14 protein-coding genes are annotated in these 13,979 nt (G+C 42.0%); 10 read left to right on the forward strand and 4 right to left on the reverse strand.

The annotated features are described in order from the left end of the window. Positions 1-69 precede the first annotated feature (69 nt). The 9 genes from QM968_RS00225 to QM968_RS00265 all read left to right on the forward strand — a co-directional run bounded on the left by QM968_RS00225 (position 70) and on the right by QM968_RS00265 (position 9,754). Entirely contained in the window at positions 70-1,605 is a 1,536-nt protein-coding gene (locus QM968_RS00225) for an ABC transporter ATP-binding protein (protein ID WP_414381263.1), read from the forward strand. Further along, positions 1,598-2,659, forward strand: coding sequence for an ABC transporter permease (locus QM968_RS00230; protein ID WP_414381265.1), 1,062 nt, complete (start codon positions 1,598-1,600; stop codon positions 2,657-2,659). Before QM968_RS00225 ends, QM968_RS00230 begins: the two co-directional genes overlap by 8 nt. Continuing rightward, entirely contained in the window at positions 2,659-3,615 is a 957-nt protein-coding gene (locus QM968_RS00235) for an ABC transporter permease (protein WP_009731162.1), read from the forward strand. Before QM968_RS00230 ends, QM968_RS00235 begins: the two co-directional genes overlap by 1 nt. A 120-nt stretch (positions 3,616-3,735) precedes the next feature. Next, entirely contained in the window at positions 3,736-4,338 is a 603-nt protein-coding gene (locus tag QM968_RS00240) for a hypothetical protein (RefSeq protein WP_414325701.1), read from the forward strand. A 21-nt stretch (positions 4,339-4,359) separates the two neighbouring features. Beyond that, on the forward strand, positions 4,360-4,995 hold the full coding sequence (locus QM968_RS00245; protein ID WP_414381268.1) for a copper homeostasis protein CutC: 636 nt from the start codon (positions 4,360-4,362) through the stop codon (positions 4,993-4,995). A 101-nt stretch (positions 4,996-5,096) separates the two neighbouring features. Continuing rightward, positions 5,097-5,762 (forward strand): MmcQ/YjbR family DNA-binding protein, encoded by a 666-nt coding sequence (locus QM968_RS00250; RefSeq protein ID WP_414381270.1) that lies wholly within the window; start codon positions 5,097-5,099, stop codon positions 5,760-5,762. 1 nt (position 5,763) lies between these two features. After that, entirely contained in the window at positions 5,764-7,518 is a 1,755-nt protein-coding gene (locus tag QM968_RS00255) for an ABC transporter ATP-binding protein (protein WP_414381273.1), read from the forward strand. Beyond that, a complete protein-coding gene (locus tag QM968_RS00260) occupies positions 7,505-9,259 on the forward strand; it encodes an ABC transporter ATP-binding protein (protein ID WP_414381276.1) in 1,755 nt (584 codons plus the stop codon). Before QM968_RS00255 ends, QM968_RS00260 begins: the two co-directional genes overlap by 14 nt. A gap of 246 nt (positions 9,260-9,505) precedes the next feature. Next, on the forward strand, positions 9,506-9,754 hold the full coding sequence (locus QM968_RS00265; RefSeq protein ID WP_414381278.1) for a hypothetical protein: 249 nt from the start codon (positions 9,506-9,508) through the stop codon (positions 9,752-9,754). Positions 9,755-9,773: 19 nt separating this feature from the next. Here the strand turns inward: QM968_RS00265 and QM968_RS00270 are convergent, their stop codons facing one another. From QM968_RS00270 to QM968_RS00280, 3 genes are all read right to left on the reverse strand, one after another. Next, a complete protein-coding gene (locus tag QM968_RS00270; protein ID WP_414381280.1) occupies positions 9,774-11,078 on the reverse strand; it encodes a PLP-dependent aminotransferase family protein in 1,305 nt (434 codons plus the stop codon). Positions 11,079-11,140: 62 nt separating this feature from the next. Then, the gene (gene trhA, locus QM968_RS00275) at positions 11,141-11,788 is read right to left on the reverse strand and encodes a PAQR family membrane homeostasis protein TrhA (RefSeq protein ID WP_414381282.1); all 648 of its coding nucleotides are present in this window, start codon (positions 11,786-11,788) and stop codon (positions 11,141-11,143) included. Then, the gene (locus QM968_RS00280; protein WP_414381284.1) at positions 11,763-12,230 is read right to left on the reverse strand and encodes a DUF1836 domain-containing protein; all 468 of its coding nucleotides are present in this window, start codon (positions 12,228-12,230) and stop codon (positions 11,763-11,765) included. The genes trhA and QM968_RS00280 overlap by 26 nt, the downstream gene beginning before the upstream one ends. Positions 12,231-12,329: 99 nt before the next feature. Between QM968_RS00280 and yaaA the strand changes: the two genes are divergently transcribed. Then, complete coding sequence (gene yaaA, locus QM968_RS00285; protein ID WP_414325695.1) at positions 12,330-13,055, forward strand: peroxide stress protein YaaA; 726 nt, start codon at positions 12,330-12,332, stop codon at positions 13,053-13,055. 271 nt (positions 13,056-13,326) lie between these two features. Here the strand turns inward: yaaA and QM968_RS00290 are convergent, their stop codons facing one another. Next, a complete protein-coding gene (locus QM968_RS00290) occupies positions 13,327-13,773 on the reverse strand; it encodes a MarR family winged helix-turn-helix transcriptional regulator (protein ID WP_009731151.1) in 447 nt (148 codons plus the stop codon). Positions 13,774-13,979: the final 206 nt, after the last annotated feature.

Here is a 13,979-nt window from a genome sequence, read left to right on the forward strand (position 1 = left end):
CTCAATAAAATTTGTTAGTGTGATCTAATAGATTTTATTGAAATAAAAATTTTTGAAAGGAAACAGCACATGACACATCAATATGTCATCGAAATGCGTGAGATTACCAAAAAATTTGGTGAATTTGTAGCAAATGACAAGATTAACCTTCAGTTGCGCAAAGGTGAAATCCATGCACTTCTTGGAGAAAACGGTGCAGGAAAATCTACCCTGATGAATATGCTAGCTGGTTTGTTGGAACCAACGAGCGGAGATATCTTGGTAAATGGAACAACTGTTAACCTAGACTCACCTTCAAAAGCAGCTTCTTTAGGAATTGGAATGGTACACCAACACTTTATGTTGGTTGAAGCCTTTACTGTTGCTGAAAATATTATCCTTGGTTCTGAAACCACTAAACATGGTGTTTTAGACCTTAAAAAAGCCAGTCAAGATATTCTTGAATTATCTAAAAAGTATGGTTTGGCAGTAGATCCCTATACGAAAGTTGAGGATATTTCTGTTGGTGCTCAGCAACGTGTAGAAATCCTAAAGACGCTTTATCGTGGAGCCGATATCCTGATCTTCGATGAACCAACTGCGGTTCTAACTCCTTCTGAAATCGAAGAATTGATGACCATCATGAAAAACTTAGCCAATGAAGGTAAATCGATTATCTTGATTACGCATAAGCTAGATGAAATTCGTGCTGTCGCAGACCGCGTAACAGTTATTCGTCGTGGTAAATCCTTTGAAACAGTTGAAATTGCAGGTGCTACGAACCAAGATTTAGCTGAAATGATGGTCGGTCGTTCTGTTTCCTTTAAAACAGAGAAAGGTCCTTCTCAACCGAAAGAAGTGGTCCTATCTATCGAAAACTTAGTAGTTAACGAAAACCGTGGTGTGCCTGCTGTTAAGAATCTATCTTTAGAACTTCGTGCAGGTGAAGTTGTCGGGATTGCGGGGATTGATGGAAATGGTCAGTCTGAATTGATCCAAGCTATTACTGGTCTTCGGAAGGTGAAATCTGGTTCGATTAAGATTAAAGGCAAGGATGTTGTCGGACTTCGTCCCCGTCAAATTACGGAGATGAAGGTGGGACACGTTCCAGAAGACCGTCACCGGGATGGATTGGTTCTTGATATGATGATCTCTGAAAACATTGCCTTGCAAACTTATTATAAGGAGCCACTCAGTAAGAATGGGATTTTGAACTATCCAAAAATCACTTCTTTTGCTAAGAAACTGATGGAAGAATTTGACGTTCGTGCAGCCAGTGAAGTGGTTCCTGCTAAAGCCCTTTCCGGTGGTAACCAGCAGAAAGCCATTATCGCTCGTGAAATCGACCGTGACCCAGATCTCTTGATTGTCAGTCAACCAACACGTGGCTTGGACGTTGGAGCGATTGAGTACATTCACAAACGTTTGATCCAAGAACGGGATAATGGGAAAGCTGTCCTCGTTGTCAGCTTTGAACTAGATGAAATTTTGAATGTTTCTGACCGTATTGCGGTTATTCATGATGGGAAGATCCAAGGGATTGTAACCCCTGAAACGACGAATAAGCAAGAACTTGGAATCCTGATGGCAGGAGGAAAGGTTGAGAAGGGAGCATCAAATGAATAAGAATGTAAAACAAATTGCTGTTCCATTGGTGTCTGTCTTTCTAGGTTTGATCTTAGGGGCCATCATCATGTGGATCTTTAGCTATGACGCGCTTTGGGGATACGAACTTCTCTTCAATAAGGCCTTTGGCTCAGTGAAAAGTTTGGGACAAATCTCTCGTGCTATGGGGCCACTTATCTTAATAGCCCTTGGATTCTCGGTAGCTAGCCGTGCCGGCTTCTTCAATGTCGGCCTTCCAGGACAAGCCTTTGCAGGATGGATTATGGCGACTTGGTTTGCTTTGTCCTTCCCAGATTTACCACGTATTGTCATGATCCCGATGACAGTTTTAGTGGCAGCTATTGCAGGAGGATTTGTTGGATCGATTCCAGGTTTCCTTCGTGCTTACCTCGGTACTAGTGAAGTCATCATCACCATCATGATGAACTATATTGTTCTCTTCTCAGGGAATGCCCTCATTCACAGCTTCCCAGCAAGTATTATGAAGAACAAAGACTCGAGTATTGATGTTGGAGCGAATGCTGTTTATCAAACACAATGGTTGAGAGAATTGACCAACAAATCACAAATGAATATCGGTATTTTCTTTGCCCTTATTGCAGTTGTAGTGATTTGGTTTGTAATGAAGAAAACGACCCTTGGATTTGAAATTCGTGCCGTAGGTTTGAATCCGAATGCTGCGGATTATGCAGGGATGTCTGCTAAACGGACTATCATCCTTTCAATGATCATTTCTGGAGCCCTAGCTGGTATTGGTGGGGTTGTAGAAGGATTGGGTACTTACTCAAATGTTTATGTCCAAGGTAGCTCAATGAGCGTTGGATTTAACGGAATGGCAGTAGCCCTTCTTGCTATGAATTCACCTATTGGTATTCCATTTGCGGCCTTCTTGTTTGGAGTTCTTCAAGTTGGTGGTGTCGGAATGAAGCCAGCGGCTATTCCGGAAGAAATTGTTCAAATCGTAACAGCTTCTATCATCTTCTTCGTATGTGCTCACTACATTATTGAAAAAATGATTTCGATGCGTTCAGCTAAAAAAGGAGGAGCAAACTAATGAGTATTGTAACGATTTTAAGTATTCTTGTTTCCTCTATGATTGTGTATGCAGCGCCGCTCATCTTCACAAGTATTGGAGGAGCTTACTCAGAACACGCAGGAGTTGTCAACGTTGGTCTTGAAGGAATCATGGTGATGGGAGCCTTCGCAGGGATTGTCTTTAACTTGACTTTTGAACCTACTTTAGGAAGTTGGACACCTTGGGTTTCCTTGATTGTCGGAGCAGGTATCGGAGTTCTCTTCTCTTTGATTCACGCGGTCGCAACGGTGCATTTTCGTGCAGATCATATCGTCTCAGGAACAGTCTTGAACTTGATGGCAGCACCATTGGCAGTCTTTCTTGTTAAAGCGATGTACAACAAAGGACAAACGGATAATATCAAAGTTGCCTTTGGGAAAACATCGATTCCATTTCTATCCAAAATTCCAGTCATTGGCGATATCTTTTTCAATAATGCTAGTATTATCGGCTGGATAGCCATTCTCTTCTCATTCTTTGCTTGGTTTGTTATGTTCAAGACAAAATTTGGATTGCGTCTTCGTTCAGTTGGGGAGCACCCACAAGCAGCGGATACCTTGGGAATTAACGTTTATAGAATGCGTTACCTGGGAGTTATGATTTCTGGAGCCCTAGCTGGTATTGGAGGAGCCATTTATGCGCAATCCGTTTCAGTTAACTTCGCAGTAACAACCATCGTAGGACCTGGATTTATCGCCCTTGCAGCTATGATTTTTGGTAAGTGGAATCCTATTGGTGCTATGTTGGCTAGTCTTTTCTTCGGAGCTTCACAAAGTTTGGCGGTTATCAGTAACCAATTAGCCTTCCTTAAAGGAGTTCCAACTGTTTACTTGCAAATTGCACCGTATGTCTTAACCATGATTGTCTTGGCAGCCTTCTTCGGACAAGCAGTTGCTCCGAAAGCAGATGGTGTCAACTATATTAAATCGAAATAATACAAAGAGAGACACGGGGTTTCCTCGGTCTCTTTTGCTTTCTAAAGGCGCCTCTTAGTCGCAATTTCTTTGGATTTAGGGTACAATAGGAATACAACTTTTCACGTATTGGAGAAACAAATGTTTAAATGGATCAGACGCCTAATTGGCTTGTTTATCGTTTTATTTATTTTATTAGTGGTCTTGTTGGTTCCTGGATCTATCCCTGAAGGGGAGCAATTAAGAAACGTGCAAGCAGGAAGCTCATTTATTGAACTAGCTCAAAATGCGGTTTCAAATGCCTCTGTGAGTACGGAGGGTCTTTCTACTGAGCTGACTCTTAATTCTGTGCAATTGAGCCAAGTCGTAAAAACTAGTGCAGGATCAGCTCTTGAAAATTCTGACTATGAAAAGATGGCTCTTGGGATGGATGGCAATGACCTTCATGTCAAAGTTCCAGTATCGCTTGGACCTGTTGATAGTTACCTGGATTTGACGATGACGGGACAAGTCGAGAATAATGTTATGAAGTTGACTGTAACAGGTGCTAAATTAGGGAAAATGCCTATTCCGAAATCCTTGGTTCTCAACTATTTGAAAGATCAATCCAGTCAAGACGGATCAGCCTTGACAGTGAGTGGGGATCAAATTTTGCTAGAGATTCCTCAGGCTGGTTATAGCATTCCAAAAGCGAGAGTAGAAAATGGCAATGCTAAAGTGACAATTCGTATATCGTTATTTTAAATCTTTGAAGATGGAGTTGTGATGGTTGTCTTTGAATTTTGTGCGGAGAATTTAACCTTGCTTGACAAGGCGATTGCTGCCGGTGCTAGTCGCATTGAACTATGTGATAACCTTGCAGTAGGAGGGACTAGCCCCAGTCTGGGCGTGATCAAAGAAGCGCTCAAACTCACAAGCGAGAAGTCTGTGGATCTTTGTGTCATTATTCGTCCGCGTGGAGGAGATTTCGTCTATACAGCTTCTGAAGTCGATGCCATGTTGACAGACATTGGTGCGGCAAAAGAATTAGGGGTGTCTAGTTTTGTGCTTGGGGCGCTGTCCGAGGATGCTCAGTTGGATCGGTTAGTCATCCAGAGATTACTGGCTGCATGTGGGGACTCAGAAGTTGTCTTTCATATGGCTTTTGACGAGCTAGCAGTTGAGGATCAGCTAGAGGCAATTGACTGGCTCGCTAGCCAGGGTGTGGCTCGCATTTTGACACGTGGTGGCAGTCTAGACGCAACACTTGAGCAACGCTTTGCCCACTATCATCGTTTACTGGCTGTAGCCAAGGGAAAGATTCAGATCCTACCAGGTGGGGGCGTAACGCTAGAGAAGCGTCAGCTTTTTTTGAAGCAATTAGGCGTTCATCAACTGCATGGGACACGCATCGTGTTTTAAAGGATTAGATCACTAGCTTAGGCCGTTTTATGGTTGAGTTATCAAGGTTGGGCACATTGTTCCCAGCCTCTTCTCGTTCAGTCATGCATAAGGGAGAGTAGATGTTTTTAGAGCATTATTTTGACAAATATAGCTTTCAGCCAGATAAAGCACAGGCATATGGTTTTAAGAAAATGGATGGCATTTTCGAATACCAATGCCCAGTCTTGTCTGGTAGTTTTTTCTTAAAGATGTGGATTAAGGCTCAGGAGGTTTCCTTTAAGGTCTATGACCAGGATACGGGTGATGAATATATCCAGATCCATCTGGAACAACTTCAAGGAGATTTTGTCGGCCAAGTTCGCGAAGCTTGTCAGGAAACCCTGGCAGCCATTCGACAGTCATGTTTTGAGGTGGAAGATTTTCTCTACCCACAAGCAAAACGTCTCATGAACTATATTTCCCAACGCTTCCAAGGAAGGATTGAGTATTTATGGGAAAGATCTCCAGATTCAGGTGCTATTCGTCATCGAGACACTCTCAAGTGGTATGGGGTGTTTATGGCCATTGATTGGAAAAAATTGGATGCTGGGAAATCTGGAAATATTGAAGTCTTAAATGTCAAGACCAATCAAGCTGCGGATTTAACACATGAGAAGGGGATTTATCCGGCTTTTCATATGAATAAAAAATATTGGGTGAGTATCCCATTAGACAATACATTAGCTGATGAAGAGCTATTTTCACTAGTGGATCGGAGTTGGCAGCTCACAAAAAAGGGGAAATAAAATGAACCTGTTAGGGAAACTTTCATGGTTTTTTAAAGAAGAAAAGAAGGGCTATTTGATTGGGATAGGGTCCTTGATTTTGGTCAGTTTTTTAAATCTCATTCCTCCAAGAATCATGGGAGTGGTGATCGATTTGATCGATAACAAACAGTTAAGGCCGTGGCAGTTATTTTTGGATATTGCGCTTTTAGTCATCGTGGCTCTTGCCATGTATGGACTTCGTTTTATTTGGCGTCGCTATATATTTGGAACCGCCAATAAGTTGGCCCGGATTTTACGTTATCGCTTGTTTAAACAATTTACACTCATGTCCCCTTCTTTCTACCAGCGCTATCGAACAGGGGATCTCATGGCGCATGCGACCAATGATATCAATGCTGTAACCATGTTTGCTGGTGGCGGGGTCATGTCTGCAGTCGACGCATCTGTGACAGCCTTGGTAACCCTGATTAGTATGTTTTTCATGATTGATTGGCGCCTAACCCTACTAGCGATTGTCCCCTTGCCGGTCATGGTCCTAGTGACTTCGGCTATTGGACGCAAAAATCATCAGGCCTTCAAGGAAGCCCAAGAAGGCTTTTCAGAATTGAACAACTTCGTTCAGGAATCAGTTTCTGGTGTCAGGGTAACCAAATCCTTTGGTTTCCAAGAAGACGAGATTCAAGCCTTTGAAAAGACCAATCAAATGGTCTTTTCAAAGAATATGACTTCAGCTAGTTATAATGCTTTATTTGATCCGACCACTCTTCTTTTTGTAGGTCTCTCCTATGTCTTGACCCTTTATTTTGGGGGCCTCTTTGTCCAGGAGGGGAGCTTGACGGTTGGACAAATCGTCACGTTTATCACTTATCTCAATATGTTGGTGTGGCCTCTTCAAGCCATGGGATTTTTGTTTAATATTAGTCAGAGGGCTAGCGTCTCTTATGAGCGAATTGAATCACTTTTAGCGGAAACACCTTCTATTAAAGATCCAGCTTATCCAGTCACACGCATTCAAAATGGAGATCTGGAGTATGCTATCGAAGAATTTTCCTATGAGAAAGAGCCTGTTCTTGATAAGGTTTATTTTCGCTTAGAACAAGGGCAAACTCTAGGGATTGTGGGACCAACTGGATCTGGAAAAACCACCTTGTTGCGTCTCTTACTTAGAGAGCACGACTTAGATCAGGGAGATATCTTTCTAAATGGAATCACCATCAAAAACTATCGGTTGGACGATTTGCGCAGCTTGATTGGCTATGTTCCTCAAGATCAGATCCTCTTTGCCATGACCATTCGCGAGAATGTGGCTTTTTCTGATCCACAGATCAAAGAAGAAGAGTTAATCGATGCTCTGAAAACCTGTGGAGTCTACGAGGATATCTTAGCCATGCCAGACCAGATGGAAACAGTCATCGGTGAGAGAGGAGTCTCCCTCTCTGGAGGGCAAAAGCAGCGGATAGCCATGAGTCGAGCCTTGGTCATGAACCCGGAAATTCTGATTTTAGATGATTCCCTCTCTGCAGTAGATGCTAAGACGGAGCATCAGATCATCGAAAATATGAAGCAGGAGCGCAAGGGGAAAACAACGATTATCACAGCCCATCGCTTATCAGCAATCGTTCATGCGGATTTGATCTTGGTAATGGAGAATGGTCAGATAAAGGAGCGAGGAAATCACGAGGAATTAATGGCCCAACAAGGTTGGTATTATGAAACCTACCAAGCGCAACAATTATCGGAAGAAATGGAGGGAAGGCTCAATGAAATCATCTGAAGCACCTGTCATGAAGCGTCTCTTGACATACATGTGGCGCTATAAGTGGTTGACGGCTTTGGCATTGGTCTTTACCTTTTTGACCAGTCTCTTGTTAACAGCGATTCCTCTTGCGGCGCGTTGGTACATTGACCACCTGGTGGATCCAAAAGAAGCAGATTCACCGGTTATGAATGCTTTTCAGTTTCTTATTCTTTATTATGGACTATTTATTGGGCGCGTGCTTGCAACATATCTGAGTCAATTGACCTTTTCACGGGTTTCCAATTCGATTGTAAGAGATATCCGGCTAGATGTTTTCCGCAATCTACAAGGGTTGGGCATGGCTTTTTACGACCAGACAGCAGCAGGTTCGATTGTTTCCCGTGTGACCAATGATACACAGGCAGTCGCAGATATGTTTTCCACAGTCTTCTCAAGTCTGGTTTCATCCTTGTTACTTTTTGTAGTGACCTTGGTGACCATGTTTAGTCTGGACTGGCATTTGACTATTTGGATTTTGCCTTTTCTTCCGATTATTTGGTTTTCTATTAGTCTCTATCGCAAGTTATCCAGTCGTCTGGTCAAGATGACCCGACAGAAATTATCAGATATCAATGTGAAATTATCTGAATCCATAGAAGGAATGCGGATCGTGCAGGCTTTCCGTCAAGAAAAACGTTTGACGGATGAGTTCGAACAGATTAATGGGGAACATTTGGACTATGCCAACCGGTCTGTAGATATCAATTCCCTCTTTTTAAGGCCAGCGATGACTCTGTTACAGGTGTTGGCCTATGCAGTTATTCTGACCTTTTTCGGCCTCAATTGGCAGTCCTCTGGCTTTACAGCGGGTCTTATCTACGCTTTTATTCAGTATGTCAGTCAGCTGTTCCAACCCTTGATTGATGTTACGCAGAACTTTGCTACCTTGCAGACCTCTACTATCTCTGCGGGGCGTGTTTTTGAAGTTATGGATCGATCAGATAAGGAACCCAAGCAAGCCGGCAGCCGAGAAGAAATCGAACGAGGAGATATTCGCTTTGAACATGTGTCTTTTTCTTATGATGGTAAACAAGAGGTCCTGAAAGATATTTCGTTTGAGGTCAAAAATGGAGAAACCATTGCCTTTGTCGGCCATACTGGTTCTGGTAAATCCTCTATCATCAATCTCTTTATGCGCTTTTATGAGTTTGATCGTGGTCAGATTTTGATTGATGGACACGATATCAAAGAATATAGTCAAGAAGCCTTGCGAAATGCTATAGGTCTAGTCTTGCAAGAACCCTTCCTCTATCATGGAACCATTGCTTCCAATATCCGAATGTACCATGAAGAATTGTCGGATGAGAAAATACAAGAAGCTGCGGAATTTGTGGATGTTGCAGACTTTATTGAGAGTCTTCCTGATGGCTATGACCATCCAGTAACTGAGCGAGGATCGACTTTATCCACTGGTCAGCGTCAGCTTCTTGCTTTTGCTCGGACCATTGCAGCCCGGCCAAAGATATTGATTTTAGATGAGGCGACTGCAAATATTGACCAAGAGACTGAAGAGTTAATTCAAAACTCTCTGAAGAAGATGCGCCAAGGTCGGACGACCATTGCCATCGCCCATCGACTCTCAACCATCCAGGATGCTACCTGTATCTATGTTCTTGAAAAGGGTAGAATCATCGAAGCGGGGAACCACGAACAACTCATCGCTTTTGGAGGAACCTATAAAAAAATGTACGACCTCCAAGCAGGCATGATGAAATAAAGACAAACAAGGAGAGTGGGACAGAAATCGGTCATTTGTTAGAATTCGATTTCGTCGTCCCACCTCCGCACAGTTGAGTAGGGCTGTAAAAGCTGATGAAATCAGTGTAGTAGAGCCCACTCAACCACTGCGTCTTGCTCGACAATCCAAAAACAATTGAGTGGCTAGGACTTTTGTCCCAGCCTCTTGTTTTTGTTGATGGAAAGCTGTAAAATAGATAAAAGAACAGAAAAGGAAGCAAAAGCTATGTCAAATGATCTTATCCTGATGGGGGTTGTCCTTGTCTTGTTTGGACTTTATTTCACTCTCCAAGTTGAGCTCAATAAAGTTAGAAGTCAATTTACCCATTATCTCCTTCAACCAGCTAGCATCCCCAAGGAACAAAAGGAAAAGTACCTCAAAGAATCTGAGATGGAAGCGATTCGCTTAATTCGCCTATACTATCATGTCGGTATTCAAAATGCTAAAATAATCTATGAGCAGTTGAAGAAATAGATGAAAACCTCGTATAGTTTTATACGAGGTTTTCTGTTTTAAATAGGGAGGAGAGTTCAGGTAAAACACGAGCAACATCAGCTGATTTGATCTTAACTAGTTGATAAGGACAGTTAGCAATATAGGCTGCTTCAAAAAAATCAAGAGGGAGGCCACTGTGTTTTAAGGCCGCAAGGGATCTAACGTGGCTGAGATCAACTAGGACCCCGTCGTGGGTCAGGGTGAGTTGAGATAGGAGTGAAGACTGAGAAATTAAGGTCTTCAGATTTGTCTCTTCCTCTTTTCTTCGAACTAGGAGTCTTTTTTTATTTGTTAGATACATCCCGTTATCAATATAGAGGCTCAAAGCCTTTTGCATGATAAGGTTGCTATCATAGTCTAGAATGGTCTTATAGGTTAAGACCGGCTTTAGGAGTTCCTTGGGAAGAATCATGGACGTGATTCGAAGGGCAGAAAAGAGATTGGTCGAAAAAGATTTGATATAAATGACCCGGTTGTTCCGATCCAGATAATGAAAAGAAGGAGCATTACTGGCATCGAGATCGGCCAGATAGTCGTCCTCGACTAGGTAGACATCATATTGATCCGCTAGTTGTAAAATAGCTTCTTTCTCCTTAGGGGAATAGCTATGACCGAGTGGGTAGTGAAAACGGGGGATGGTGTAAAAGAATTTGATATGGCCACTTTTAAAAATCTCCTCAAGGTTTTCGAGATCAATCCCCTTTAAGGTTCTCTCGATCGTCCGGTAGGGAAGTTGCTGAGTATCGAGGAGCTGGTTCATCCGATGATAAGTCGGTTGCTCGATCAAAATCTGCGATTTTTTATTGGGGAAGTCAATCTGGCTGAGGATATTAAGCGCTTGCTGAGTTCCAGAGGTCAATACAATCTGATCTGCAGTTGTATAGATACTTTCCTCCGCTAATAAAGCCTGAATAGACTGGCGTACCTCTTGCAAGCCCGCCTGATCTGAAAAATTATTAAATAAATAATTTTCACGACCGATTAAGGTTTCATTGATACAAGTCCGAAAATCTTCAAAAGCTTGGTTCCGGTCTTCCTCGAATTTAAGAGGGAGATCTTGGTGGCGACCCGGCTCTTGCTCCAAAACATAGAAGCCACTTTGAGGCTTGGCGTAAATCAAGTGCTGATAGGTTAAGTCTAGCAAAGCCCGCTGAACGGTATCCTTACTGCAAGTAAATTGACTGGCCAACTGGCGAACAGAAGGAATTTTCTGCCCGGTTTCGAGTTGGCCCTCTTGAATAGCTTCTTTTAAAAATGCGCTAATTTGTTGGTATTTGCTTGTTTTCGTCATAGCTGTCCCCATACAGTTTTTTCTATTATACAGGAAAAGACACAAAAAAACCACTCAAAAGAGTGGTGGCAGGATTACATAAAGTATACAATGGCTAAATACTGAAGAGCAGAAGCCGCAAGGATAAAGAGATGCCAAATCATGTGGAAGTATGGTTTTTTCTTAGCATAAAAGCCAGCTCCAACAGTGTAGCACAGGCCCCCCATGAGCATCAGTCCCCAAAAAACTGGTGTTGTTTGGCTAATGATTTGAGGAATGATAAAGACAACCAACCAGCCCATGACCAAGTAAAGAGCTAGGCTGAACTTCTCATTGACTTTTTTAGCAAAGATTTTGTAGAGGATACCAAAAATAGTAGTGCTCCATTGAATAAAGATAATGCTATAGCCCATCCAGTTGTTCATCAAGGTGAGGACAACAGGCGTGTAACTGCCTGCGATCGCAATGTAGATCATGGAGTGGTCGATAATGCGAAGCACATACTTTTGAGGAGAATCATAAGACATGGCATGGTAGATAGTCGAAGACAGAAACATCAAAAAGAGGCTAATGACAAAAATAGAAGTCCCAAAAGCACTAAGAAGACCGTGCTGCTCAAAGCTGTAGACTGCTGAGATCGGAAGCAGGATGAGCATAAGGAGGGCTCCAACAGCGTGGGTTACACTATTTGCGATCTCCTCACCAAAAGATAATTTTTTACTTAGTTTCATGGTATAATTCATCAGTTTCTTCCTCCTTGTTTGCTGGTTGTATATAAGATAGGGTTTCTAGATAAAGTTGAACTGTCTGACAGGCAGAGCGAATAATTGGAGCAAGTGGCTCTTTTTGCTCATTGAGATAATCAACAAAACTATTGTAGAGAAGATCGGAGCTAGCCTCTTTTTGTAAAAAATTCAGGGTAGAAGCGATCTCCTGGATCGAAAAGACCGTTTTTAAGGTTGTAATAGCGATCAAGCGAGCTACCTGTCTACGCTGGTATTTCTTCTTTTCTGGTTTTTCGATATAACCATGTTTTACGTAATTGTTGATCATGGCAGCCGTCAAGCCCTTGTCTGAAGAAGAGAGGACAGGTGCACAGGTTTTATTGACATAAAGCAGGACCTGATCGAGATAGAGGTCTAGCTCAGGCAGTTGCTCCCATGTTGGGTAGGAAAAAGTGGACACTAAATCTTCACCTTTCTTTTATCTAATTTTCATAACTAGATGATAACATTAATAAAAACTCCTGTCAAGAAAATTTGAAAAATATGGTACAATAGGACTATGAAACTATTAATTCCATCCGCTAAAGAACTGAACGAACAGGCTCGTACCGTCGAGGCAAAGCCCTTATCCGATCATACACAAACAATCCTCCAAACTTTAAAGGACTATTCGCTAGCAGATTTGGCTAGCTTTTACGGGATTTCAGAGGAAAGAGCCCAGGTAGAAAAGGAGAGGATTGAGTCTCTATTAAATGGGAGTGCCAAGTCCTATCCTGCGTTAGAACTCTTTGACGGCCTGATGTACCGAAGCATCCAGCGTCAGGACTTATCCAAAAAAGAGCAGGCCTATCTTCAGGAACATTTGTTGATCACCACTGCCCTTTATGGAGTTATCCCGGCCTATGAAGGGATTGCTCCCCATCGTCTAGACTTTATGATGAAGCTAAAACCTGCTGGGCAGTCTTTAAAGGTGCTCTGGAAAGAGGAGTACGATCGATCTATAGAAGAAGAGGAGCAGATCCTATCACTCTTGTCATCTGAGTTCGAAATGGTCTTCTCAAAAAGCATTCGAGAACGAATGATACAGATTAAATTTATGGAGAACCGTGGTGGCAAACTTAAAGTTCACTCGACGATTTCAAAAAAAGCACGAGGTGCTATGGTCACTGCTATGATGAAAGCAGGTATTAGCCAGCTAGAAGATCTGAAACTATTAGAAGTAGCAGGTTTCTCATATCGTGAGGATTTATCGCAAGAGAAAGAATGGGTATTTGTGAAAGAATAAATAAAAATGAGGCTGGGACAAAAGTCCTAGCCTCTCAATTGTCTTTGGATTGTCGAGCAAGACGCAGTGGTTGAGTGGGCTTTACTACGCTGATTTCATCAGCTTTTACAGCCCTACTCAACTGTGCGAAGGTGGGACGACGAAATCGAATTCTAACGAATGACCGATTTCTGTCCCACTATCATTTTTTTGATCTATCAGATAAAGAGAATGCACCACGAAAACTCCAAAATGAAGAATTTTGGAGTCAATACCGTCTTGATTTGTGCAATTAGGCGATGTGTTTGAATTTCTTCAAAAGCTCTGTCAATTCAGCTTGTTCGCCACTGTTAAAGACTTGCATCAAGCGTTGGATATTTTTGATATGATCTGGAAGTGCTTCCTCGATCTTTTGACGACCAGCATCTGTAATCGAAACAAGATAAGCACGACGGTCTTCTGGATCTGTTTCACGTGTAATCCAGCCATCACGAACCATATTACGGATTACAACTGTCATATTTCCGGAGGTCGCAAGGATGCTGTCGATCAAATCTTGAATGCGGAGATCGCCCTTAGTATACAAAGTCTCAAGTACAGAGAATTGAGTTGGTGTCAACTGGTGCTTTTTAAAGATATGCGCTTCAGATGCACGGATCAATCGTTCTGCCTTGTGGAAGACGATCATGGTTTTTAAATCTACGTTTGCTTCTTTGAATAATCTCTTTAAATTTTCCATATCTATATTTTATCAATAAATAGTGTTTCTGTCGTTTAATTTTATTTTCAAATTAGTTACAAAATTGTAACAAATTTATCCAACTATGAACAAATGGTGTTAAAGATGTTAATTTTACTTTGTTGCTCAAACAATTTTATACTAAAATATTATAAAAGAGATGAAATATTAGTAACAATTCTTTCTTTAAAAAATCTATAGAATTC

This window comes from Streptococcus sp. OMI870 (assembly GCF_047460295.1).
GTDB lineage: Bacteria > Bacillota > Bacilli > Lactobacillales > Streptococcaceae > Streptococcus.